The 22,013-nt window shown below is 58.0% G+C and carries 24 protein-coding genes; 21 read left to right on the top strand and 3 right to left on the bottom strand.

All coding sequences use genetic code 11. The features are described 5' to 3' along the window. Positions 1–184 precede the first annotated feature (184 nt). A complete protein-coding gene (locus AC2A6O_RS15770; protein WP_498928439.1) occupies positions 185–1,165 on the bottom strand; it encodes a dienelactone hydrolase family protein in 981 nt (326 codons plus the stop codon). A 741-nt stretch (positions 1,166–1,906) separates the two neighbouring features. Here AC2A6O_RS15770 and AC2A6O_RS15765 point away from each other — a divergent pair. From AC2A6O_RS15765 to AC2A6O_RS15715, 11 genes are all read left to right on the top strand, one after another. Further along, the gene (locus AC2A6O_RS15765; protein WP_498928437.1) at positions 1,907–2,161 is read left to right on the top strand and encodes a hypothetical protein; all 255 of its coding nucleotides are present in this window, start codon (positions 1,907–1,909) and stop codon (positions 2,159–2,161) included. An 86-nt stretch (positions 2,162–2,247) separates the two neighbouring features. After that, positions 2,248–2,481 (top strand): hypothetical protein, encoded by a 234-nt coding sequence (locus AC2A6O_RS15760; RefSeq protein ID WP_498928435.1) that lies wholly within the window; start codon positions 2,248–2,250, stop codon positions 2,479–2,481. Between the two features lie 34 nt (positions 2,482–2,515). Beyond that, a complete protein-coding gene (locus AC2A6O_RS15755) occupies positions 2,516–3,916 on the top strand; it encodes a DUF1254 domain-containing protein (RefSeq protein ID WP_498928433.1) in 1,401 nt (466 codons plus the stop codon). Between the two features lie 178 nt (positions 3,917–4,094). After that, positions 4,095–4,637, top strand: coding sequence for a hypothetical protein (locus tag AC2A6O_RS15750; RefSeq protein WP_498928431.1), 543 nt, complete (start codon positions 4,095–4,097; stop codon positions 4,635–4,637). A 550-nt stretch (positions 4,638–5,187) separates the two neighbouring features. Then, on the top strand, positions 5,188–5,457 hold the full coding sequence (locus tag AC2A6O_RS15745; protein WP_148587660.1) for a PA2433 domain-containing protein: 270 nt from the start codon (positions 5,188–5,190) through the stop codon (positions 5,455–5,457). Positions 5,458–5,741: 284 nt separating this feature from the next. Continuing rightward, complete coding sequence (locus AC2A6O_RS15740) at positions 5,742–6,161, top strand: hypothetical protein (RefSeq protein WP_498928428.1); 420 nt, start codon at positions 5,742–5,744, stop codon at positions 6,159–6,161. Between the two features lie 23 nt (positions 6,162–6,184). Then, positions 6,185–6,769: an OmpA family protein gene (locus AC2A6O_RS15735; protein ID WP_498928426.1), complete on the top strand. Its 585-nt coding sequence runs from the start codon at positions 6,185–6,187 to the stop codon at positions 6,767–6,769. Between the two features lie 157 nt (positions 6,770–6,926). Continuing rightward, entirely contained in the window at positions 6,927–8,231 is a 1,305-nt protein-coding gene (locus AC2A6O_RS15730) for an MFS transporter (RefSeq protein ID WP_498928424.1), read from the top strand. Positions 8,232–8,808: 577 nt separating this feature from the next. Further along, a complete protein-coding gene (locus AC2A6O_RS15725) occupies positions 8,809–9,912 on the top strand; it encodes a DUF3734 domain-containing protein (protein ID WP_148587663.1) in 1,104 nt (367 codons plus the stop codon). Positions 9,913–9,923: 11 nt separating this feature from the next. Beyond that, positions 9,924–10,661 (top strand): acetoacetate decarboxylase, encoded by a 738-nt coding sequence (locus AC2A6O_RS15720; RefSeq protein ID WP_148587664.1) that lies wholly within the window; start codon positions 9,924–9,926, stop codon positions 10,659–10,661. Between the two features lie 31 nt (positions 10,662–10,692). Beyond that, positions 10,693–11,475, top strand: a complete 783-nt coding sequence (locus AC2A6O_RS15715) for a 3-hydroxybutyrate dehydrogenase (protein WP_148587665.1) — start codon at positions 10,693–10,695, stop codon at positions 11,473–11,475. Between the two features lie 368 nt (positions 11,476–11,843). Here AC2A6O_RS15715 and AC2A6O_RS15710 read toward each other — a convergent pair whose 3' ends face one another. Together AC2A6O_RS15710 and AC2A6O_RS15705 are read right to left on the bottom strand one after the other, a co-directional pair. After that, on the bottom strand, positions 11,844–13,232 hold the full coding sequence (locus tag AC2A6O_RS15710; protein ID WP_498928421.1) for a HAMP domain-containing sensor histidine kinase: 1,389 nt from the start codon (positions 13,230–13,232) through the stop codon (positions 11,844–11,846). Continuing rightward, positions 13,219–13,896, bottom strand: a complete 678-nt coding sequence (locus AC2A6O_RS15705; RefSeq protein ID WP_148587667.1) for a response regulator — start codon at positions 13,894–13,896, stop codon at positions 13,219–13,221. The genes AC2A6O_RS15710 and AC2A6O_RS15705 overlap by 14 nt, the downstream gene beginning before the upstream one ends. A gap of 167 nt (positions 13,897–14,063) precedes the next feature. Between AC2A6O_RS15705 and AC2A6O_RS15700 the strand changes: the two genes are divergently transcribed. From AC2A6O_RS15700 to AC2A6O_RS15655, 10 genes are all read left to right on the top strand, one after another. Continuing rightward, a complete protein-coding gene (locus tag AC2A6O_RS15700; protein WP_498928419.1) occupies positions 14,064–14,624 on the top strand; it encodes an HdeD family acid-resistance protein in 561 nt (186 codons plus the stop codon). A 284-nt stretch (positions 14,625–14,908) separates the two neighbouring features. Next, positions 14,909–16,003: a hydrogenase small subunit gene (locus AC2A6O_RS15695; protein WP_498928418.1), complete on the top strand. Its 1,095-nt coding sequence runs from the start codon at positions 14,909–14,911 to the stop codon at positions 16,001–16,003. Further along, a complete protein-coding gene (locus AC2A6O_RS15690) occupies positions 16,003–17,802 on the top strand; it encodes a nickel-dependent hydrogenase large subunit (protein ID WP_498928416.1) in 1,800 nt (599 codons plus the stop codon). The genes AC2A6O_RS15695 and AC2A6O_RS15690 overlap by 1 nt, the downstream gene beginning before the upstream one ends. A gap of 14 nt (positions 17,803–17,816) precedes the next feature. Next, positions 17,817–18,386, top strand: coding sequence for a HupE/UreJ family protein (locus tag AC2A6O_RS15685; protein ID WP_498928414.1), 570 nt, complete (start codon positions 17,817–17,819; stop codon positions 18,384–18,386). 9 nt (positions 18,387–18,395) lie between these two features. After that, entirely contained in the window at positions 18,396–19,109 is a 714-nt protein-coding gene (gene cybH / locus AC2A6O_RS15680; protein ID WP_498928412.1) for a Ni/Fe-hydrogenase, b-type cytochrome subunit, read from the top strand. Between the two features lie 369 nt (positions 19,110–19,478). Further along, on the top strand, positions 19,479–20,165 hold the full coding sequence (locus AC2A6O_RS15675; protein ID WP_148587712.1) for a HyaD/HybD family hydrogenase maturation endopeptidase: 687 nt from the start codon (positions 19,479–19,481) through the stop codon (positions 20,163–20,165). Continuing rightward, positions 20,165–20,485 (top strand): HypC/HybG/HupF family hydrogenase formation chaperone, encoded by a 321-nt coding sequence (locus AC2A6O_RS15670; RefSeq protein ID WP_498928410.1) that lies wholly within the window; start codon positions 20,165–20,167, stop codon positions 20,483–20,485. The genes AC2A6O_RS15675 and AC2A6O_RS15670 overlap by 1 nt, the downstream gene beginning before the upstream one ends. Positions 20,486–20,493: 8 nt before the next feature. After that, on the top strand, positions 20,494–20,928 hold the full coding sequence (locus AC2A6O_RS15665) for a thioredoxin domain-containing protein (RefSeq protein ID WP_498928408.1): 435 nt from the start codon (positions 20,494–20,496) through the stop codon (positions 20,926–20,928). A gap of 28 nt (positions 20,929–20,956) precedes the next feature. After that, positions 20,957–21,790 (top strand): hydrogenase expression/formation protein, encoded by an 834-nt coding sequence (locus tag AC2A6O_RS15660; protein ID WP_498928406.1) that lies wholly within the window; start codon positions 20,957–20,959, stop codon positions 21,788–21,790. Continuing rightward, the gene (locus tag AC2A6O_RS15655) at positions 21,787–22,011 is read left to right on the top strand and encodes a rubredoxin (RefSeq protein ID WP_148587676.1); all 225 of its coding nucleotides are present in this window, start codon (positions 21,787–21,789) and stop codon (positions 22,009–22,011) included. The genes AC2A6O_RS15660 and AC2A6O_RS15655 overlap by 4 nt, the downstream gene beginning before the upstream one ends. Positions 22,012–22,013 lie beyond the last annotated feature (2 nt).

Here is a 22,013-nt window from a genome sequence, read left to right as displayed (position 1 = left end):
AAGTAATTGGTATTTTGCCGTTAATTACTCCCTTGCAATTTAATGATGAGTAAATTCAGGATTACAAAGTGTTCGCGTTCGAGCTTAAATTCATCTGGTAGGAGGTCGACCAGATTGATTTTCTTTTTGTCGGACAAAAAACGCCCGCTGGTTGAGCGGGCGTCGTGAATGTGATGACCCAGGGTCAGTTCAAACCGAACGTTTTTACGAAATGAGCAAGAACTGCGTCGTAAGATGCTTCAGCCGCTGCGGCACTTCCACCAACATGGGGTCCAAGCACAACGCACTGGTCCTGATAGGTGAAAGGCTTGCCGGTCTCGCCGTTCATGAGAATTCCGTTCTCGCCTTCCTCGATCTTGCAGTCCCTTGCCGTTTGCGCGGTCTTGAGCTGAATCGATTTTCCGAAAAGGGTCGGGACATCAAATCCGTGTTCTCCTTCTGGATAAACCGTCAATTCGATGTCAGCTCCGGCTTCCTTCAGTCGCTCGGTGTATTTTTCACAGACACCGGCCGGATTGTAGTCGTCCTCACCGCCGTGGAAGATCCGGACGGGACCGGCTTCAAGCTTTTCGTCTTGCCTATAGATAGACACGCAGTTGGGATAGAACGGAACATAGGTTGCAAACCGGGCATCCGATTTGTTCCAGAGATCGTTGAACCTGGAGACGCTGGCGTAGAGAGCCGCCTGGCCACCCCGGGAGAAGCCGAGCAGACCGATACGTTTCGCATCGATGGCATCGTGGTGTGCCAGGATGTCGAGAGCACCGTAGATGTCCACGATGTAGTTTAGCCGCCCGAGGGCTGCCTGCTTGTCACCAAGCTTCTTGAAACCTCGGCCCGTCAGGGAATCTATGGTGAAGGTTGCAATGCCCCTGGCGTTCAGCTGGCGAACCCAGGGTTCGATGTTCGCGCCGATGCCGCTTGAGCCGTGCATGAGCACGACGGCGGGGAAGGGGCCCTTGCCCTGCGGAAGGCGCAGAATGCCGCCAATCTGCTCAGCCTTACCCTCGGCCCCGGTCAGAAACTGTTCATCGGAAAGGGTCTGTGTTGGAAAGGGGTAGATTTCTTCGCGCACGGCCATATCGGTTGTAAAGGCCTGGGATGCCACGGCAGACCCGGCACTTGCCAGGAACAGCGCCGCGGCAGCGATTATCTTGAAATTCATCTTGATCCTCTCGGTTTTCAACTGCCGTGGAGGCGGCAAACTGAGACGGCAGGTTGGGGAGACAGGTTTGAACTGAAGCCTGCTTCTCAGTCTGTGCAAGGCCTTGTTTGAAAAGAAGCTTCTGGAAAATGTATGTCCGGCGGGACGCATGCGTGCAAGGGCGCGAACCGCTTGAGAAAGCCTGATGAGACAAGACCGCCCCATCAAACTTCTGGCTTCAGGATGCCCTGTCACAATCAACGTGAAGCTGTGAGGGCAACCGACGTCGCGGAATCAAGTTGTATGCGCTGCGAAGTAAAGAACCGGATGAACGCGAGCAGCCTCGTCCGGCCGCACTGGTGTTGCATCTTGTTGTTCTGATTTTCCTGTTAATTTCGTCGACCGGAGGCGAAAAGACTCGTCCAGGCACAGCAATTGCGCAAAAGCGTCCGCTTTAGGGTGTGGCCCAAAACCGAAGACGGGCCATTGAAATCCGGCCTCGCCAGTAACTTTTCGAGACCTGCTCAAACTTTCCGGATAGAGGGCCTGGCGGCTTCCAGCATCTGACAGCACTTCCTGACGGTTTGGAACCAAACCAACGCCATCAGGAGCTTACGCGACATCGCCACCCGGAATGGTAGCAAAAACCTCCGCGTTTCTATCCGTAACCTCTATGTAGTCTACCCTCCGTTACGTGCTGCCCATCAGAAATTCTACCTAAGGTCACTTTTGGCGATTGGCTGGCTGAGAGGCTCGGAGGAGATGGACAAGGGGCTGGAGGCTGCACTGCGACGCTTTCCGCTTCGACACGAAGAACTGAGACGGCTTGCTCAAAACAACGAGACGTTTCGTGGGATGTGCGCAGACCTCGCGGATGCAGAAGCTGCTTTCGCAAGATGGTCCGGCACACCAGAAAATGCCCCGCATGGATCAAGGGCAAATGAATACGGAAAACTGGTGAGCGAACTCGTCCTGGAGATCGAAGAGATGCTCAACGGAGCAGGCTCGCCTTCTTGAGGAAGAAGCTCACTGGTCAGCGGAAAACAGTCCAATTCAGCCAGTGAACAAGGTTGCAATTCGATAAGTCAAATTCAGGGGGCGTCATGCTTGTTGTTGGAATGTTTGCACTGAATGCGACCCGCAAGATTTTAGCGCAAGCGACGGTCGCGGCACCAACGACAACAGCTTCAAAACAGGTGTTGACGCTGGATGAAGCCAACACCGCCGCGGCGAAGGGTGCCCTCAATTTCTATTCCTTGAGCACGAAGCCGGACAGCAGCGCGTTTTGCCGCTGCCGCTTCTGCGCGAACGCCACACAGGAGAGCTCTCGTGTTTGAATGCATAAACAGAATGCTCGCACGCAGGAAACTGTTGTCTTCGTCCCTAGTCGCGGCAGTCGTTGCGGGCACACCTGCTCACGCGCTGACAACTAAGGATGCCAGGTCCATCGCAATGGACGCCTACATCTACGGCTATTCCCTCATGACCACCGAGGTGACCCGCGTCCAGATGTCCAATGTCGACCAGACGGACCTGGAAGCGATGAAGGCGCCCCTGGGCCAATGGATAAACGTGCCGCGATATCCGCCGGCAGACTATCGCGGCGTTTCTGCTCCGAACGCGGACACACTCTATTCCCTGGGCTGGCTGGATCTGTCCGAACCTCAGGTGTTCAGCTATCCTGCCATGGGCGACCGGTACTTCCTGTTCGAAGTGGTTGATCTCTGGATGCATGATCTGGCGAACTCGCCTGGCATCAGGACGCTCGGTGGAGAAGCGCGAAACATCCTCTTCACCGGTCCAAACTGGAAGGGAACCGTGCCGGAAGGCGTGGAGCATATTTCCATCGCCACCGATTACATGACCGTGCTCGGCCGCATCTATTCGACAGGCACTGAAGAAGACTACAAGGCGGTCAACGCGCTTCAGGCGCAGCTGAAGATCACACCGCTGTCGGCCTGGGGAACTGACTACACCCCCAAAGCGCCACCGGTGCAAACGCCGCCGCCGTTCTCGATGACGGACAAGCCGCAGGCCGTGATCCTGGACATGGGCGTCGAAGGCTATTTCGACAGGATGGCAACCTTGATGTGCAAGGTCGCCCCTCCAGCCAAGGACGACGAGGCCATCCTCACGAGGATGAAAGAGATTGGCATCGAACCTTGCAAGGATTTCGATCCGGGCGCACTTGATGCCGCAACGCGAGCGGCTTTGGAAACCGTGCCGAAGGACGCCCTCGCAAAGATCGAGGCAAACCGGAAGGTCCTCGGGAAAACCGTCAATGGCTGGATCATTACCAAAGGTCTGGGTGCATACGGCACCGATTATCTGAAAAGGGCGGTGGTCGCCGCCTTCGGATGGCCGGCCAACCGCCAGGAGGATGCGGTTTATCCCAATACCGGAACCGACAGCACCGGAGCCCTGCTGAACGGTGCAAACCGGTACACGGTAACCTTTGCCAAGAGCGAGGAGCCTCCGGTCAAAGGCTTCTGGTCGATCACCATGTACGAGATCAACAAGGGGTGGTGGTTCACGCCGAACGAGCTGAACAAATTTACAGTGAGCCCGCGCAATGACCTTATCAAAAATGCCGACGGGTCGCTGACGCTGTATTTTCAGAACGAGTCGCCTGGCAAAGACAAACAGGCCAACTGGCTGCCAGCGCCCAAAGGCAACTTTATTCTGATGCTGCGCATGTACTGGCCTCAACCGGACAGTCCCACAATTCTCGATGGCTCTTGGACACCGCCTGCCGTCGTCAAAACAAACTAGGACTGCATTCCCGACCCGGGCCGTACCGGCATCCAAGCCTCCTGGCTTTGGTCACCAGAACCAGGAAGCCCTTATTTCGCCCCCCCCCCCGATCGCGCGGCAGGATGAAAATTGATCGCAGTGGCCCCATCACACATCCTGTCGGTTGACGCCATACCGAACCACGAAGGAACCTTTCATGAGCTCGAGCATCTTCAAACAAACATTAGGCGTTGCCAGCGTTCTGGTTACCGCACTGTGGGCGTCGCACGCACAAGCGCAACAACCTGAATGCGAAACGCTTTTTGTGCAGACGGCGAAGGCAGTCGAAATGACGGACACCACCATTACGCTGAAAGGAGTGAGCCCGCTCATTTCCTTTTTCTGCGACCGTCCGGTGCGTCATGCCGGGCATCTGTCCAATGAGGAGTATCTCAAGGCCTGGGATGCCGGAAAAGACTCATTCACGGCAGATCCACCCAACGCCATGCTGTCCGTCCTGGACGGCAACGACGCGCACGATGTCGTTGTCGAATTGCTGGAAAAACCGACAATTGCAGGCGACGAATTCACCTACAAGATGACGATCCTCGAGGGTGATCCGGTTTCGACAGATCAACCCGGGTCCATGTTCATAGACATTATCGGACGTCCGTTGACACCGCTGTCCTACGCTGGTGTGGGCCGGCGTGTAACACGGCGCGCCGTCAGACGGTGCGCGGTTGGCGTCACATGCTGGTGAGGAGGGGCGCTCTCGCTTCCTCTGTGATCCTGGGCTCCCCGACAAATTGTCTCGCCGCGGCCAGGCCGTTCAAAAAGGCAGGTCCCGCACGTTCGACACCGAAACAACGAGACATGAGCTGTTCGTGAGCCTTAGGGTGTGGACCCATAAATGAAGTCAGGAGGACATTTCCGGACCGCGGACCCGGTTCTGATTTGACCTCTTGTGAAATACTAAAACAATTGAGCGATTTACTTCAGGTAAATCGCAAATATTAACATTTATCAGAATGAATAGGTCGCTTACTTGAACAAAATCTACAAAATATGTAGATTAAGGTTGAAATGCTCAAACATTCATGTTTCTATAAATAAGTCTTATGGATATTTGGTAAGTATTATACCGTATTCATCTGACTTGATCTCGATGGGAATTCTTCTGTTTACTTCCCTTGTGTCCCGGGTCGCGATTGTGTTTGACCTGACAGCGCCGCATCGGAGACGCAGACGTGATTTCCACCGAGCCGTAAAGCCCCAAGGGCAAAACCAATGTTCGAGAGGAGGATGGAAGTATGACTAAGCATCTGAGTTCCGTGTCAAAGGTGATCATGGTCATGGGCGTCTTGATGGCCGCACCCATGAGCGCTTTGGCAGACTGTTCGACGGATATCGACAAGGTGGAAGCTGCCGTTTTCAAAGCCCAGGAAAACGGAATTGCCGAAACGACCGCAGAGCAGATGCGCGCACTTCTTGACGAAGCCAATGAGGAAAAAAAGAAGGGCGACGAGGCGAAGTGCCAGGAATTGATCAATCAGGCCATGCAAATGGGTGACATCGAATAACACCTGGTGATCTGGCCATTGAGCAACTGTTTGCCTGAAACCCAAGACTGCCCGGAAACTGGCAGTCTTGGGAGGGCACTTGTTCAGGGGCCTTGAGATTGCGCGGTTTCCATAGCGAAACGTGCATGTCCCGGATTGTCACCTGGGGGCAAACACACACATTCCGGCGTCGAGACGCTGGAAATCCCGCCTCTCCGATCGGTTGGTCAAGGAACGCCTGAGCCGGCTAATGGGCCTGAATCGACAGAGTGCAAAAAGGCGTCACGATCTAGGGGATGACTATCATGAAGTTTCTACGTGTTTCGGCCAGTACAGTTTTCTTGGTGATGTCAGTATCGCTGGCTTCTGCGCAGACCGTAGGGTTTGCAGATGCGATCAAGATCCTGGCGGCCAGTTGCGGCAAGGACATCAAGGCCTATTGTCAGTCTGCCTCTCTTGCCAATAGCGGCATTACAAACTGTCTGGAAAAGAACCAGTCCAGGGTCTCACAAAAATGCAATGCTGACCGGCAGGTTGTGGTCGGTTTGATTGCGGCAAGACTGGCCGCCCAGTCTGAGGTCGCCAAAATCTGCAATCGAGACATGGCTCAATACTGCAAGGGTGTGAAGCCGGGCGCGGGTCACATGCTGCGTTGCCTTCTCAAGGCAAAGCCGTCCGTCAGCGCAAAATGCAATGAGGCCATCGATCTGGCCGGCTACCGGTAACATTCCGCCGAGGAGATTTTTCAATGAGCAAGATTTTTCTGGGCAGCATCACCGCCGCCGTCGCCGTCATCGCCTGTGCATCCGGGTCGCTTTCGCAAACCAAACTGAGCCGCAACGAAATTATCAACTCCCTGCAAGGGGCACAAAATGAGGTAAATATCAGCGCCGACGAATTGCAAAAGGCAGCGATTGAAAACATTGAAAAATACCCTGGAGCGAATTCGCCTCAGCAGTTACCGCTCGCGGAAAAGCTGGCATCGCTGCGTCAGTTCAATCTTGAAATCACGTTTCACTTCGACTCCGCAACCATCGCACCTGGCTCATACGAGACTGTGGGATTGATCGCCGATGCGCTCCACACGCCTTATTTGCAAGGGCAGACTTTCTTCATCGTGGGGCACACCGACGCCAAGGGGACCCGGCAATACAATCTCGAGCTCTCGATCAAGCGGGCGAATGCCGTTCGTGACGCGCTCGTAACAACCTTTCAGGTGCCCGCAGAATACCTGTTTGCCGTCGGCCTTGGCGAAGAACAGCTTCGCGACCCCTCAAATCCGGACGCTGCTGTCAATCGAAGGGTTCAGTTGATCAACCTCGGATACAAATAGGCAAGTCCCGCATCAGGGTGTGGACGCTGCCGGGTCCCTTCGTCTGTGGGTGGCGGAGGGACCGACGTCTGTAGCTGTAGTTGACACGTTTGTAAAGTTTGCGTCAGAGACGGTTCAATTGCATACCCGATGTTCCCTTTCAAACTGGGAGGGATACATGACGTTTCAAACCAAACACTCCGCCACTTCGGATACAGCAACCAGATTCCGCTGGATCGTTGTGGCGATGCTCGCTGCCATCATCCTCATCAATTACATCGACCGTTCGGCGATCTCTTATGCGATCGGCCCCATGTCGAAGGAGCTGAACCTCAGCGATGCTCAGCAAGGGCTGATACTTGGTGCCTTCGGGATCGGATATGCCGTGACAACCCTGCTGGGCGGTATCTTGGTCGACCGCTTCGGGGCGCGCATTGTGCTGGCCGTCTCGGTGGTCGCCTGGGCGGCGTCAACCGCATTCGTCGGCGTGGTCGGCAGTTTTCTTCTGATCCTGGTGGCCCGCGCAACACTCGGTCTGGCCGAAGGGCCGATGTTCCCCGGTCAGACAGGTGCCATTGCGAAATGGTTGTCCCGGCAGGAGCGCGGAAGCGCGCTTGCCTATTCGCTGGTCGCGGTGCCCGTCTCGCTCGCTATCGGCGCACCGATTGTCTCCTATCTCACGGAGATCACCGGATGGCGCGAGATGTTTCTCTTGCTGGGTGCCGTCAGCATCCTCTGGTTGCCGCTGTGGTGGTTCCTGTTTCGCGACGACCCCAGAGACAGCAAGCACGTGAACCCGGCCGAAATCGCGGCAATCGAGGACACCGCACATGAAGATGCAACCAAAACCGCCGGCTCGACACAGGGTCACACAAGCTGGGCCAGATTGCTGACGGATCCCACGCTTCTGGCAAACTACTGGGCCTTCTTCGTTTTCGGATACTTCCTGTTCTTCTTCATGACATGGTTGCCGGGCTACCTGGAGCGGACTTTCAATCTGTCGATCACAAGCGTCGGCTGGTTCTCGGTTGCTCCCTGGCTTGCTGCTGCCGTGGTGCTGGTCCTGCTCGGTAACCTGTCCGATACCCTTTTGAAACGCACCGGAAAGCTGCGGATTGCGCGGAGTTGGTTGATCGCGGGCAGTCAGGCCCTTGCAGCGATCGTGATCCTGCCGGTCGCCTTCACAGACAATCTGACGGTTGCACTCATCCTGATCACCATAGCTGTTGCCTCGTCCATGGGTGCAAACGCCGCATTTTACGCCGTCAATATCGACGTGGCACGCGACCGGTCAGCCACCGCGCTTGGCATCATGGATTTCGGCTTTGCGATAGCTGGTTTCAGCGCCCCGGCGCTGACCGGCTGGATCGTCGGGGAAAGCGGTAATTTCGCCGAGGCCTTCATGCTCATGTCGGCACTGGCGGCATCCTCTGTGATCCTGACCCTGATCTTTCATCGTCCCGACAAGGCATGGGAGAAATGAAAACAGCGATTGCGCAACCGGTTCAAGGTCGGGTGTTAACAACACACCAACAGTCGAAAAGCTGAGCCAGAAAAACGCAAGTCTTGAGAGCCTGCCACACGAGACAATCCGCTCTTCGAACAGCTCGCTCTCAGCATGCACATGATGGATCCTCGGCACGAGATCCTGTGAGGACGGCCCGAACGACGCATCTGCGGACGTCGGGCCGTCCTTCGCGTATTTTCAAGGCGCCCTTGCGCGTTCTCCGCCTTCCAGATTGTTTCGCCAACCCGGCGCGGAAGTCGACGTGTGCTTCTACGCGCCCAAACGAGCGGTCGGTCAACGCAGCGCTTCTGTTCCAAGAGCAGTTGGGAAAGCAGACGCTGCGACACCGACTTATTGAAAACAACAGGGGCGTGTTCAAGTCGTTTCAGACGTCGCGCTCCATGGCCGTAATCACGGATGCCGCTCCACCGTGAAAAGAAGGGTTCAATGGCGCATTCGGTGAAGTTGTCGCGATTGTAAGATTCGAGCAAAGGCCATGCCCGGCCAGCATCCTATCTCTGTCTCAACGATACATCGATCAAGGAGACTGTAGATGCCAAAGGCAGAGCAAAACCTGCTGGTGCTGCAAGGTGGCGGCGCTCTCGGCGCCTACCAGGCAGGTGCCTACCAGACGCTGAGCGAGAGCAGTTTTGCGCCGGACTGGGTTGCAGGGATTTCCATTGGTGCAATCAACGCAGCAATCATTTGCGGAAATCCGGTCGAACTGCGCATGGAACGGCTCCGGGCCTTCTGGGAAGAAGTGACATCGGACCTGACCGTGAAGCCTTTCTCGTGGGGCACGAAGTCACGCCGGACCTTTTCGGAACTGGCTGCAGCTGAGGTAACGATTGCTGGCGTGCCCGGTTTCTTCAGGCCCCGCGTGCCTATGGCTCTGTGGCCCTTTTCGTCCGATCCAGCCCTCAGTTTCTACGATACCACGCCGCTGGAAGGCACGCTTGGCGAGCTGATCGATCTCGATTACCTCAACGAAGAAGGGCCTCGGCTGAGTGTTGGCGCCACCGACATCGAAACCGGCAACTTCATCTATTTCGACAGCGAGAAGATGCGCCTCGATCTGCGGCACATCATGGCCAGCGGTGCGCTGCCGCCGGGATTTCCACCGGTCGAGATCGATGGGCGTTTCTACTGGGATGGCGGTTTGGTGTCGAACACACCTCTGCAATACGTGATGGAAAACGCCGGGGCCGACACGCTCTGCATTTTTCAGATCGACCTTTTCAACGCGAAGGGCGACGTGCCTGCCGACATTGCCGATGTGCAGCAGCGCGAAAAGGACATCCGCTTTTCCAGCCGCACCCGGTTGACGACCGACAGGTTCCGGCATCTTCACGATCTGCGTGCCGCAGCTGAGCGACTGATGGAGAAGCTGCCGAAGGACATGCAGTCGGACCCCGATCTTGCCCTTCTGCGAAATGCCAGCCCGGCCTGCCCGATCACGCTGGTGCATCTCATCCACCGCAAGGAAGGGTTTGAGAGCAATTCCAAGGATTACGAATTCTCGCGGCTATCGATGACGGAGCATTGGGCTGCCGGCGTCGATGACGTGAAGCGAACGCTTGCACACAGAAAATGGAAAAGCCGCGAGATCGGCAAGGATGGACTGCAGGTCTTTGACCTGGGTTCCAGGAACTCATGAAGGAAAAGAAAATGAAAGCGGAAGACGTCGCCAAAAACGCATTTTCAATGCCACTCACCAACCCTTCCTATCCGAAAGGCCCCTACAAGTTCGTAAACCGTGAATTCTTCACCATCACGTATCGTACCGACCCCGAGGTGCTGCGCCGCCTCGTACCGGAACCGCTGGAAATCCCCGAACCGCTGGTGAAATACGAGTTCATTCGCATGCCGGATTCCACGGGCTTTGGCGACTACACCGAAAGCGGCCAGGTCATCCCGGTTACCCTCAATGGTGTTGCTGGGGGCTATTCGCATTCGATGTATCTCAACGACGAGGCCCCCATCGCAGGCGGACGCGAAATCTGGGGCTTTCCGAAGAAACTCGCCGATCCCTCGCTCTCCGTGAACAAGGACACGCTCATCGGCACGCTCGACATGGGTGGCATCCGCGTGGCGACCGGCACGATGGGCTACAAGCATCGGGAACTGGATCATGCCAAGGTTCTTAAATCACTGGAAGGCCCGAACTTTCTGCTGAAGATCGTTCCGCATGTGGATTGCACACCGCGGATCTGCGAGCTGGTCCGCTACTACACGACCGACGTGACCCTGAAGGGTGCCTGGGAAGGCCCGGCGCGGCTGGAACTGTTCCACCACGCGCTTGCTCCCGTCGCCGACCTGCCGGTGCTCGAAGTGGTCTCGGCAGTACATCTGGTGACCGACCTGACGCTCGGTCTGGGCGACGTCGTCCACGACTATCTCGCCTGAAACGCTTATTTGAAAAAGAAGGAAATTCGTCATGAACCTCAAGGATAAAGTCTGCATCGTTACCGGTGCTGCCAGTGGTATCGGCCAGGGCATCGCCAAACGCTATATTGCCGATGGCGCGAAGGTCGCCATTGCCGATTTGAACCTCGACGCGGCGCAGAAGACCGCGGACGAATTGAACGCTCAAGGCCCCGGCAAGGCGATCGCGGTCGAGATGAACGTGACCGACGAGGCACAAGTCAACGCCGGCGTCGAAAAGGTCGTGAAAGAATGGGGCCAGATCGATGTGCTGGTCTCCAACGCCGGTGTGCAGATCGTGCATCCGATGGAGAAATTCCCTTTCAACGAGTGGAAGAAACTCCTGTCAATTCATCTTGACGGGGCTTTCCTGACGACAAAGGCCTGCCTGCCGTACATGTACAAGGCAGGATCGGGCTCGATCATCTTCATGGGCTCGGTCCATTCCAAGGAAGCCTCGCCGCTGAAATCCGCTTATGTCACGGCCAAGCACGGACTTCTGGGCCTTGCCCGGGTGATCTCGAAGGAAGGTGCGGAACACGGCGTGCGCGCCAATGTGATCTGCCCCGGCTTCGTGAAGACACCTCTGGTGGAAAAACAGATCCCCGAGCAGGCGAAGGATCTTGGCATTTCCGAAGAGGAAGTCGTCAACCGCGTCATGCTGGGCGATACGGTCGACCAGGAGTTCACCACGATCGAGGACGTGGCAGAAGTGGCTCACGTCTTCGCAGCCTTCCCGACAAATGCGCTCACCGGGCAATCACTCGTTGTCAGCCATGGCTGGTACATGAACTGACCCGTCTGAGGCATTCGGCCCCCGGGATCGTAAATCTGCCTTGTGCTCCCGCCTAAGACGAATTGGGCGCACGACTGCGTGACATGTGAGGTGCAACTTTTCATACGAAGTTGCACCTCACTCTCAATTTGAAGGCGCATGCAATGCGCTGCAAAGCTGGCAAAACGAAGTGTATCGGCCGCGGGATTTCTCTAGGTCCGGATATTTGCAAGTGACAACCAGCAAAAGCCAGCAAGCAGCCCGACCCTTAGGTGGATGAAAAACGCCTCCTGACCGCGTCGTGGTCGGCAACGTCATTCACACACATCCACGCGCGTGATCACAGAACCTGGGAAACGGGAAATTCGCCTGCGGTCCTCTTTACACGGTTAGCCAGGACCCCCTTGCGGTTCCGCCAGAGACGGAAATGCAATCTCGACCCGTAGTCCCGGATGGTTGTCGTGCAAGGCAATGGTGCCCCCGTGACGTTCCGCGATCACTCGCACCAGCGCCAGACCCAGCCCGCTGCCCGATTTGGTTCGGCTCGGGTCCAGTCGATAAAACGGCTGGAACACTGCATCGCGATCTGCTTCGGGAATTCCGGGCCCATTGTCAGCGACCACCAGAGCGACGCGGTCCTCGTGCCGGGTCAATTCCAGGCTGATCTCGTTTCCTTCCGGCCCGTAATTGACCGCGTTCTGCAGCAGGTTCACGATCAGTTGCTGCAACATCTGCGTATCGCCGAGGATCTCACATGCATCTGCGTCATCCAGACGTGTCACGAGGTTCTGTCCGGCATCCTCGGCGACCATTGCGTACGTCTCGGCCAATTCGCAAACCAGGTCGCTCAGCTTGACCGTCTTGAATGTTGCGTTGTCCGTTCCCCCTTCAATCCGCGACAACTGAAGATATGTGTCGAAGATGCCGCGCATCCGCTCCAGTTCGTCCTGTGCATCAAGCAGAGCATCCCTCGGATCTGCCCCTTCCTCGACCTTGTCCTGCGCGCGGCCGAGCGCAAGATAGGCCCGGCCCAGAGGCGACTTCAGATCATGCGCCACTGCAGCGGCGGTGTTGCGCGTCGTGGTCATCAACCGCGATGACCGGTCGAGATGCCGGTTCATCTCTCGCGCCAGACGGTCGATCTGCGTCGTGCCGCCGTTCCCGGGAATGCGCGCCGTGACATCTCCCTCGCTTGCGCGCTCCAGCGTCGCCTCGATTTCGCGCAGGCGGGACAGGCTCTGCCGGCTGAGGAAGTATCCGAATGCCAGCATCGACAGGACCACGATGAAGCCCGTCAACGCGAGCGTTCTCACGAAAGCTTCCCGCGTACGCTTCAGAACGTCCAGCCGCTGTCCGACGACCAGCCAGCGTCCGTCCAACTCGTCGCCGTAGTATATGGATTCAGTCGAGGCGCCGGGCTGCGGTGGGGTCATGTATTCCAGAGTGCCAACCTGGAACCCGGACCCCGGTGGGCGTGTCGCGAGGTTGCCGGCCAAATGTCCGTTTTCATCGAAGATTGCCAGTGCGCGCGTTCCCGTTTCCTCAAGCGCGGCCACATGGCTGATTGCGGCGACGACGTGATCGACTCCTTCGGCCTGATGATCCGCAGCCAGAATGTCCCAGCGTTCCTTCACGTCGCTGCGGAATTCCTCCAGCAAGGTGTGTTCGACATACGTCAGCGCAGCCCATCCCACCGCGATCAGGATGAAAAGGAAGACAATTGATGACCGCAGCACAGCGGTGAAGGCGGCTCCTGAAAGAACTTCACCGCGGTCCATGCAACGAATACCCGGTGTTGCGGATCGTATGGATCAGGGCCACGTCGAAAGGCTTGTCGATCTTCGCGCGCAGGCGGCTCATGTGGGTCTCCACAACAGTGGAGTTCGGTTCGAAGTTGAAGTTCCAGACGCGTTCCAGCAGCATTGTCCGACTGACGACATGGCCCGCGTTGCGCATCAGAATTTCCAGCATGTTGAACTGCTTGGTATGCAATTCGATCAGCATGCCCTGGCGTGTTGCCGTGCGTGCGAGAAGGTCGAGCGTCAGGTCATGCACCTTCAGGAACTGGTCTACTCCGCTTGTCTTCCTGCGTCCTGTGACCGCCCCGATCCGCGCCAGCAGCTCCGAGAAATGGAATGGCTTTGTCAGATAGTCATCGCCACCCGCCGACAGGCCTTCGACCCGGTCATCCACCTGCCCCATCGCAGTCAGAAAAAGCACCTGCAGGTCTTTCTTCGAAGCCCTCAACGCCTTGAGCACCGACAACCCGTCCATGCCCGGCATCATCCGGTCCAATATCGCCAGGTCGCAATCGTTGTACAGGCAATAGCTCAGCGCATCGCGTCCGTCGGTAACGTGATCGACACTGTGACCGTTCTCGGTCAACCCGGCGACAATGTACTCGGCCATCTTGGCATCGTCTTCGGCAAGCAGGATTTTCATGAAGCGGCGTCTCCTTTCCAACGACCCTATGACAGCGGCGGCTTTCTCACCAGCCAAACTGCATTTCTTACACGGATGTAAGTTTCACGCGAATTTCAGGGGCATTGGCGGACGTATCAAAGTTGTGGATCCGGGACCTCGGGCTTGGATCATCTGGAGCAACACTCATGAACACGAGAACCGCCGCACCGTTGAATCACACCCTTGCGCAGCAGGATACGCACCGTCGCACGATCATCGGAGCGGTCTTTGTTGCCATTGGTCTGCTTGTCATGCTTCTGCCGTCAATCGCGACGCTTGCGGCCGAACGCCTCGTTGCCGCGATGTTTCTCCTCTGGGGCGGGGCCGGTCTCTGGTTCATGTTGGAGATGCGCTCTGCCCCCGAATGGCGATATGGTGCCGTGGCCTTCGCCTTTCTTCTACTCGTCGGCCTGATTTTCGTTGCCTTCCCCGTTGTGGGCATCGAGACGCTGACCATACTCATGATAATCGCCTTCCTGATTGAAGGGATCGTATGCATCCTTTTGGGCCTGCGCAGTTCCTCGTATTTAGCCAACTGGAGCTGGCTGGTCTTCAGCGGCGCATGTTCTCTGATCGTCGGGCTCATCGTTGTCATCGGCTGGCCCGATACGGCAACCGTGACCCTTGGCCTGCTGATGGGTTTGAATTTCCTGTCCAACGGGCTGTCTCTCATTCTGCTCGGCCGTGCGACGCAGACCGCGAACTGATGCGGTGAGCCACGAGATCTTTCCATCACTATCGATTTAAGTCCGGCTCACGCCATTCCAGTTTGCCTGCCCAACCGCTTCAGGAAGCTGGAAGCGGAGTTTCCAGTTCGGCTGGAAAGCTGACAGACAGCTTTCGCTTTTGATGCTCCGTTATGGCCGGAAACTGGAATAAGTATCTGAAACATATGAAATAAGAGTATCTGGCACAGCGGTTGCTTTGCTCCGTCTGGACGCGTGAGAAATATAACGACGCGTTTTGGGGATCTGGAGGAGGAGACACCCGTATGACGGAAACCTTTTATGACGTGATGCGCCGACAGGGCATTACGCGCCGGAGTTTTCTGAAGTTCTGTTCGTTAACGGCGGCGGCTCTTGGTCTCGGACCCAGCTTCGCTCCGAAGATCGCAGAAGCGATGGAAACAAAGCCGCGCATTCCGGTGCTGTGGCTGCACGGGCTGGAGTGCACCTGTTGCTCGGAGAGCTTCATTCGCTCGGCTCATCCGCTCGCCAAGGACGTCATCCTGTCGATGATCTCTCTGGACTATGACGACACGATCATGGCGGCGGCCGGGCATCAGGCCGAAGCGATCGTCGAGGAGACCATCGCCAAATACGACGGCAACTACATTCTGGCGTGCGAGGGCAATCCGCCGCTCAATCAGGAAGGCATGAGCTGCATCATCGCCGGCAAGCCCTATCTGGAACAGCTGAAGAAGGCCGCCGAGCACTGCAAGGCGATTATCTCCTGGGGCTCCTGCGCATCCTGGGGCTGCGTCCAGGCGGCGCGGCCGAACCCGACCCAGGCGACCCCGATCCACAAGGTGCCGGGTCTGGCGCCGAAGCCGATCATCAAGGTGCCCGGTTGCCCGCCGATTGCCGAGGTGATGACCGCCGTGATCACCTACATCCTGACCTTTGAGCGTTTCCCGGAACTGGACCGCCAGGGCCGCCCGAAGATGTTCTATTCCCAGAGGATCCACGACAAGTGCTATCGCCGGCCACACTTCGATGCCGGCCAGTTTGTTGAATCCTTCGACGATGAAGGCGCGCGCAAGGGGTATTGCCTTTACAAGGTCGGCTGCAAGGGCCCGACCACCTACAACGCCTGCTCCACCGTACGCTGGAACGGCGGCCTGTCCTTCCCGATCCAGTCCGGCCACCCTTGCTTCGGCTGCTCTGAAGACGGCTTCTGGGACAAGGGCTCCTTCTATGACCGCCTGACCGATATCCACGGCTTCGGCATCGAGGCCAACGCCGACAAGATCGGCGCTACTGCGGCGGTTGTCGTCGGTGCGGCGGCAGCGACCCACGCAGCGGCAAGCGCTGTCAAACGCGCGCGGCACAAGGGCGGCGACAGCCACAAGGGGGGAGATAACTGATGGCGACGATCCAGACACCCAACGGGTTCAACCTCGACACCTCCGGCCAGCGGGTGGTCGTTGATCCGGTGACCCGTATCGAAGGCCATATGCGCTGCGAGGTGAACATCGATGCGGATAACATGATCCGCAATGCCGTCTCGACCGGCACCATGTGGCGCGGGCTTGAGGTGATCCTGAAAGGTCGCGACCCGCGCGACGCCTGGGCGTTCACCCAGCGCATCTGCGGTGTGTGCACCGGCACCCACGCGCTGACGTCCGTGCGCGCGGTGGAAGATGCCCTCGGCATCGATATTCCCGAAAATGCCAACTCGATCCGCAACATCATGCAGCTGTCGCTGCAGATCCACGATCACCTTGTGCATTTCTACCATCTGCACGCGCTTGACTGGGTCAACCCGGTCAACGCCCTGAAGGCGGATCCCAAGGCCACCTCGGAGCTGCAGCAGAAGGTCTCCCCGCATCATCCGAATTCCTCGCCCGGCTATTTCCGGGATATCCAGAACCGCCTGAAGAAGTTCGTGGAAAGTGGCCAGCTCGGCCCGTTCAAGAACGGCTACTGGACCAACCCGGCCTATCTGCTGCCGCCGGAAGCGGATCTGATGGCGGTGACCCACTATCTGGAAGCTCTCGATTTCCAGAAGGAGATCATGACCACGCGCACGATCTTCGGTGGCAAGGACATCCACCCGAACTGGCTGGTCGGCGGGGTGCCCTGCGCGATCAATCTGGATGGTGAATTGGCGGCCGGTGCACCGCTCAACATGGAGCGTCTGAACTACGTCAAGAGCATCATCGACCGCTCACTCGACTTCGTCCGCAACGTCTATCTTCCCGATATCTTCGCCATCGGCTCGTTCTACAAGAGCTGGCTCTATGGCGGCGGATTGTCGGGCCAGAGCGTTCTGGCTTATGGCGATATTCCGGACAGGGCGAATGACTACTCGCCAGAAAACCTCTTGATGCCGCGGGGCGCGATCATCAACGGCAACTTGAAGGAAGTGCATGAGGTCGACCACCGGGATCCCGAGCAGATCCAGGAATATGTGCCGCACTCCTGGTACAGCTATCCGGACGAAAAGAAGGGGCTGCATCCCTGGGACGGCATCACAGAGCCGAACTACGCGCTGGGGCCGAACGCGAAGGGAACCAGCACCAACATCATCGAGCTAGATGAAAGCGCGAAATATTCCTGGATCAAGGCGCCGCGCTGGCGTGGCCATGCGATGGAAGTCGGACCGCTCGCCCGCTATGTGGTCGGCTACGCCCAGGGGCATGAGTATTTCACCGAGCAGATCAACCGCACTCTGACCACCCTCGACGTTCCCATTGATGCCCTGTTTTCAACGCTCGGCCGAACCGCAGCGCGCGCGCTGGAGGCAGAATGGGCGGCGGAAATGCAGGTCTATTTCTTCGACAAGCTGATAGCCAACCTGAAGGCTGGCGACAGCGCGACGGCCAACACGGAGAAGTTCGATCCTTCCACCTGGCCGGCAGAGGTCAAGGGTGTGGGCTTCACAGAGGCACCACGTGGCGCCCTTGGCCACTGGATCCGCATCAAGGATGGCAAGATCGACAACTACCAATGCGTCGTGCCGACCACCTGGAACGGATCGCCGCGAGACAACGAGGGCAACATCGGCGCCTTCGAGGCGTCCTTGATGAACACCAAGGTGGAGGTCGCCGAGGAACCGGTCGAGATCCTGCGCACGCTGCACAGCTTCGATCCGTGTCTTGCCTGCTCGACCCATGTGATGGGACCGGACGGCGAAGAGCTCGCCGACATCAAGGTGTGCTGAGGGAGGAGGACATCATGAAATCTGTTTTCGGAAAGATGTTTTGCGCAGTCGTGCTGACAGCCATGGCGACACCCGCCCTGGCGCACACGGGGGGCGCTGCCGGCGGGTTGTCTTCCGGCCTGGTCCACCCGATCCTGGGTGCCGACCATCTGCTTGCAATGGCCGCCGTCGGGGTCTGGTCGGCCGCGCAGCCGGCAAAGCAGGCCTGGCGCGGTCCGGTTCTGTTCGTCGGCGTGCTGGCAGTCGGTGCGTTGCTCGGCGTTAACGGTTTGTCCTTGCCGATGGTCGAGCCGGGCATTCTCGCCTCCATCGTCGTTCTTGGCCTCATGATTGCCGCCACGCGCGTTTTACCCACGGGGGCTGGTCTTGCTGCAATCGCAGTCTTCGCCCTGTTTCATGGTCACGCCCATGGCACGGAGGCCGTTGGAGCCCTGGCGGGGTATATGGCCGGTTTCATGATCGCAAGTGCCGCCTTGCATGCGACCGGTTATGGCCTTGGCCGTCTTGCCGGCAGGTTGAAGCACGGGCTTGCAGGTATCGGACTGGCGATTGCCGGATCCGGTCTCTTGCTGGCCGGCGGATAGGAGGGGGCGATGACTATTGAGACCACTCCATCCCACAAGGAAGAGGCCGTCTATGTCTATGAGGCGCCGGTGCGGGTGTGGCACTGGATCAATGCCCTCGCAATCCTTGTTCTGGCTGTCACCGGTTATCTGATCGGATCTCCACCTCCGGCGATCCATGGCGAGGCGTCAGCCCATTTCCTGTTCGGCTGGATCAGGGTCATGCACTTTAGCGCTGGCTACATTCTCGCCGTCGGCATCCTGCTGCGGATCTACTGGGCCTTTGTCGGCAACAAGCACGCCCGGCAGATCTTCCTGCCACCAATCTGGCGGGGCGGTTTCTGGTCGGAGCTTGTTCACGAGGTCAAATGGTACGCCATGATCGCGCCGGAGCCGAAAAAATATGCCGGCCACAACCCGCTCGCGACCCTGGCGATGCACGTGATGTTCGTCTGGGTCATCCTCTTCATGATCTTCACCGGCTTTGCGCTCTATGGCGAGGGAACCGGCATGGGGTCGTGGCAGTACACTCTGTTTTCGAGCTGGATCATTCCCCTGTTCGGCCAGAGCCAGGATGTCCACACGTGGCATCACCTTGGACTGTGGGCAATCGTGTGCTTTGTCATCATTCATGTCTACGCTGCTGTCCGGGAAGACATCATGTCCCGGCAGTCGATCATTTCATCCATGTTTTCCGGCTGGCGGACCTTCAGGGACGACAAGCCGATGGATGATCCTCACTAGCTTGGTCGATTATGCACATCCAAGCTTACTCAGGCGGAGCTGTAATGGCTCCGCCCTTTTTTTCGCCAACTGGATTGTCCGCTTCCAGGTCTTAGGAGCAGCTGAGCCGCAGCTCGAGACCCGTATCGCGAACTGGAAGAAAACCTTCCAAATGTAGAGAATTTTGGAAGGCTACTATCCATTACACAATAAGGCGTTGAACAAAAATTCAGCAAAAACAAGGAGATGAATAAGCCAAAGGTCTGGCACGCCTCTTGCGAAAGTTACCTCACCCCGCATTCCGGCAAGGCTCGAAAAGACGCTGACGGGGACAAGGGTTGCGCTGCGGAGATTTCGTCTCGGGCGCAAGAGGGAGGAAAAGCCGTGACTATCGACGCGCCAGCTGTACTCGTGCTTGGCATCGGAAATCTGTTGTGGGCGGACGAAGGCTTCGGCGTTCGCGCCGTGGAAGAGTTTCACCGCCGCTTCGAGGTGCCTGAAAATGTACGGGTCATGGATGGAGGGACCCAGGGGGTTTATCTCGTCCAGTATATCCGCGATGCCGACATCCTCATTGTGTTCGACGCCGTCGATTATGGCCTGCCGCCCGGCACGCTGAAGCGGGTGGACGGTGAGGAGGTTCCCAAATTCCTCGGAGCCAAGAAGATCTCGCTGCACCAGACCGGGTTTCAGGAAGTGCTCGCCATGGCGGAAATGCTCGGCGACTATCCCGACCACCTGCTGTTGATCGGCGTGCAGCCTGTGGAGCTGGACGACTATGGCGGCAGCCTGCGGCCGGAGGTCAAGGCGCAGATCGGCCCGGCGATTGATCTGGCCCTTTCATTTCTCAAGGACCACGGCGTCTCGGTCACCCCGCGCGGCGACACTCTCGATGAAGACAACACCATCGCCTCGCTTGAGATGACGCTTGGCCGTTATGAAGCCGGAAGACCGGCAGAGGACGAGGCCTACCGCCATGGCGACAACCGCGTTCTGGCCAGCGAAGGCTGGCGGGGACCGGAAGACTTCGATGCCGAAATGGCCCGGTTGGTCCATACGGCAGCGGAGCAAAGCTGATGTGTCTCGGCATACCCATGCAGGTGCTCTCCACCTCCGGACTGACGGCACGATGCAGTGACCGGGGCACGGAAACTGTGGTCGATTTGAGCCTTGTCGGCCCCGTCGAGCCTGGAACCTGGCTGATGGTGTTTCTGGGCGCTGCCCGCGAAATCCTGAGCGAGGAAACGGCAAAACAGACAGCCGACGCGCTGAAGGCGCTCGGCATGGCCATGCGCGGCGAGACCGACTTCGATCATCTTTTCGCCGATCTGACCGGCCGGGAACCGAGCCTGCCGGATTTCCTGAAACCCACGGAGAGCGGTAGCTCCAAATCTTGAGGCAACACATGTTTTCACCTCTTCTGCAATCGATCATCGACCGGGAAGGCTACGAAGTCGTCAGTCATGAGACGCTGGCAACAGCCGCGCAGGCACATGAGTTCGCCATGGTGTTTTTCCCGGGGGATGCTGAGCGGCTGGCGGAAAGCAACGATGTCGCTGTCGTGCTGCCGGAACTTGGCAAGGCGCTGATGGGCAAGGTCGCGACGCTGATCGTCGAACGGGGCAGCGAGCGTGAGCTGCAACGGCGTTTTCTCTTCAATGCCTTTCCGGCAATCGTCTTTCTGCGCCGGGGCGATTATCTCGGCGTTCTTCAGGGCATTCTCGATTGGGCCGATTACCTGGACCAGATCCCCGACATCCTGGGGCGTGAGCCAAGCGATCCGCCACCTTTCAAATTCCCGGACGGTTGCGGCGTTGCGCCCGACAGCCTTCGGCACTGACTATTTGTCTCAAGGAGGGGACGGCAAGATGAACAATCCAATCGGACCGGTGGTCGGGCCTGGTAGCCAGCCGCTGGATGAGGACGGCGGTGTTCTCGATTATATGGCCATGCCGTCGGGCATGATGACCTTTGCAACCCCGAACCTTCCGGAGGCCGAGGAAGCAGAGGATATGGTCGCCGGCAAGGCCGCGCTTGAGGCGCTTTTAGGGCTGCTCGAAGGTTTCGAGCAGACCGGCTCTGCCGGGCGCGTGGACCTGGCCGGCCTGGACGAAGCCAACCTGGCCCTGGTCAATCAGGTACTCGGGGAAGGGGAGGTCTCGGTCATCGGCGGTGCGACGCTACAAGCCCAGGAAGCCGTCCTCGCCGGTGTCTGGAGGGTGCGGGAGACGGCGGCGGACGGCCGCGCGACCGCCGATTACATTGAGGTTGCCGCGTTCCCGCGGACTGTTCTGGCCAGGGCCTTCGCGGGCGCGCAGGGACAGGTCGCGATACCGGACCGCTTCGGCCCCAACGTCTTTAACGCACCGCCTTTGCTGCCCGAAATCAACGAGCATATCGCCGGGTCGCGGCCGCATGTGATCAATCTGTCGCTGCTGCCGCACACGGAGGAAGACCTGGTGCTTTTGAACGACCTTCTCGGCCGGGGCGAGATCACGATCCTGTCGCGCGGTTACGGCAATTGCCGCATCATGGCGACAGCAACACGGGATACCTGGTGGGTTCAGTTTTACAATTCCCAGGATACGATGATCCTGAACACCATAGAGATCTGCCCGATTCCGGCCGTCGCCTGCGCCGCCCCGGAGGACATCGCCGATTCAGCGGAACGCCTGAAGGAAATTCTCGAGGTCTACCGATGAGCGAGGGGTTCTTCGCCGGTTCCTATGGTGGCGATGCCAGCAAGATCGGTCCCGCGACACGGCTTGAATGCAAGATCTGCTGGCATGTCTACGACCCTGCCGAGGGAGATGACTACTGGCAAATTCCAGCCGGAACGCCTTTTGCGGCACTGCCGGACCACTGGACCTGCCCGGAATGCGATGCCAGCAAGGACGGGTTCATGGTGATTGGAGACGCATAGGT

The sequence above is a fragment of the Labrenzia sp. ATLA3 genome, from assembly GCF_057180185.1.
This window is presented reverse-complemented; position numbering and strand designations above follow the sequence as displayed.

Coding starts and splice junctions, on each gene's coding strand:
- AC2A6O_RS15760 (WP_498928435.1), top strand. CDS start 2,248: ATGCTTGTTGTTGGAATGTTTGCACTGAATGCGACCCGCAAGATTTTA.
- AC2A6O_RS15740 (WP_498928428.1), top strand. CDS start 5,742: ATGAAGTTTCTACGTGTTTCGGCCAGTACAGTTTTCTTGGTGATGTCA.
- AC2A6O_RS15670 (WP_498928410.1), top strand. CDS start 20,165: ATGTGTCTCGGCATACCCATGCAGGTGCTCTCCACCTCCGGACTGACG.
- cybH (WP_498928412.1), top strand. CDS start 18,396: ATGACTATTGAGACCACTCCATCCCACAAGGAAGAGGCCGTCTATGTC.
- AC2A6O_RS15745 (WP_148587660.1), top strand. CDS start 5,188: ATGACTAAGCATCTGAGTTCCGTGTCAAAGGTGATCATGGTCATGGGC.
- AC2A6O_RS15715 (WP_148587665.1), top strand. CDS start 10,693: ATGAACCTCAAGGATAAAGTCTGCATCGTTACCGGTGCTGCCAGTGGT.
- AC2A6O_RS15750 (WP_498928431.1), top strand. CDS start 4,095: ATGAGCTCGAGCATCTTCAAACAAACATTAGGCGTTGCCAGCGTTCTG.
- AC2A6O_RS15735 (WP_498928426.1), top strand. CDS start 6,185: ATGAGCAAGATTTTTCTGGGCAGCATCACCGCCGCCGTCGCCGTCATC.
- AC2A6O_RS15685 (WP_498928414.1), top strand. CDS start 17,817: ATGAAATCTGTTTTCGGAAAGATGTTTTGCGCAGTCGTGCTGACAGCC.
- AC2A6O_RS15725 (WP_148587663.1), top strand. CDS start 8,809: ATGCCAAAGGCAGAGCAAAACCTGCTGGTGCTGCAAGGTGGCGGCGCT.
- AC2A6O_RS15695 (WP_498928418.1), top strand. CDS start 14,909: ATGACGGAAACCTTTTATGACGTGATGCGCCGACAGGGCATTACGCGC.
- AC2A6O_RS15660 (WP_498928406.1), top strand. CDS start 20,957: ATGAACAATCCAATCGGACCGGTGGTCGGGCCTGGTAGCCAGCCGCTG.
- AC2A6O_RS15655 (WP_148587676.1), top strand. CDS start 21,787: ATGAGCGAGGGGTTCTTCGCCGGTTCCTATGGTGGCGATGCCAGCAAG.
- AC2A6O_RS15690 (WP_498928416.1), top strand. CDS start 16,003: ATGGCGACGATCCAGACACCCAACGGGTTCAACCTCGACACCTCCGGC.
- AC2A6O_RS15700 (WP_498928419.1), top strand. CDS start 14,064: ATGAACACGAGAACCGCCGCACCGTTGAATCACACCCTTGCGCAGCAG.
- AC2A6O_RS15730 (WP_498928424.1), top strand. CDS start 6,927: ATGACGTTTCAAACCAAACACTCCGCCACTTCGGATACAGCAACCAGA.
- AC2A6O_RS15720 (WP_148587664.1), top strand. CDS start 9,924: ATGAAAGCGGAAGACGTCGCCAAAAACGCATTTTCAATGCCACTCACC.
- AC2A6O_RS15665 (WP_498928408.1), top strand. CDS start 20,494: ATGTTTTCACCTCTTCTGCAATCGATCATCGACCGGGAAGGCTACGAA.
- AC2A6O_RS15765 (WP_498928437.1), top strand. CDS start 1,907: ATGGACAAGGGGCTGGAGGCTGCACTGCGACGCTTTCCGCTTCGACAC.
- AC2A6O_RS15770 (WP_498928439.1), bottom strand. CDS start 1,165: ATGAATTTCAAGATAATCGCTGCCGCGGCGCTGTTCCTGGCAAGTGCC.
- AC2A6O_RS15710 (WP_498928421.1), bottom strand. CDS start 13,232: ATGGACCGCGGTGAAGTTCTTTCAGGAGCCGCCTTCACCGCTGTGCTG.
- AC2A6O_RS15705 (WP_148587667.1), bottom strand. CDS start 13,896: ATGAAAATCCTGCTTGCCGAAGACGATGCCAAGATGGCCGAGTACATT.